This window comes from Robiginitalea marina, from assembly GCF_024006985.1.
Classification (GTDB): domain Bacteria; phylum Bacteroidota; class Bacteroidia; order Flavobacteriales; family Flavobacteriaceae; genus Robiginitalea; species Robiginitalea marina.
In genome coordinates, this window is the sequence record NZ_JAMXIB010000029.1 from 1 (window position 1) to 835 (window position 835).

Annotated in this window: 1 protein-coding gene; it reads left to right on the top strand. The window is 50.2% G+C overall.

Going from position 1 to position 835, the window contains the following annotated elements:
- Positions 1–720: DUF6090 family protein (locus NG653_RS14620; protein WP_370281141.1), on the top strand; the 720-nt coding region annotated here is incomplete at its 5' end.
- Positions 721–835: the final 115 nt, after the last annotated feature.

Sequence of the window (835 nt, forward strand, 5' to 3'; positions counted from 1 at the left end):
CTGCTTGCCGAAAATAAGATCAACCGATACCTGCTGTATGCCTTCGGGGAGATCGTGCTGGTGGTGATCGGGATTTTGATTGCCCTGCAGGTCAATACCTGGAGCGAAAACCAAAAAAGCCATGCAAAAAAAGAGGCCTTGCTTCGGGCGCTTTCGGTTGAATTCAATGCGAACCTCAAGCAACTCGACAGTGTAAATTATTTTAACGCCCGGGTTGTTCAGGCCACGCGTAAATTCTTTGTCCTGACCCTCGAGCAGGCGAAGCAGGTCTCCGATGACTCTTTGCGGATATGGCTGAGTGAAACCATTTACCTCTGGACTTTCGACCCCCAAAACGGGGCGCTTCGATCGGGGATTGCATCTGGAGATGTACACCTAATACAAAATGATACCCTCGTGAATCTGCTTTTCAGCTGGCAGGATGTGGTGGCAGACGCTGCAGAAAATGAAGAGCGCCATATCAATTCGTGGCTCGATAATGCCAATCGGATTATGGCCCCGCATGTGCGCAAAGTCGATTACGAAACCTGGTTCTACGATTCCAGCAAAAGCAAATTCAGTTCAGATTATCGGGCCCTGGTAGGCGACCCGTTATTTGAAGACTTCCTGGCTGAAAGATTTGGCCAGATCCTTGACGCGATGCAGGAACTCAATCTTGTACGAAGCCAGAACGTCCGGATACTTGAGCTCATCGCACGTGAACTAAAGGCAACGCAATGATCCGCTTCTTCCGACATCTCCGCCAACGCCTGCTTGCCGAAAATAAGATCAACCGATACCTGCTGTATGCCTTCGGGGAGATCGTGCTGGTGGTGATCGGGATTTTGATTGCCCT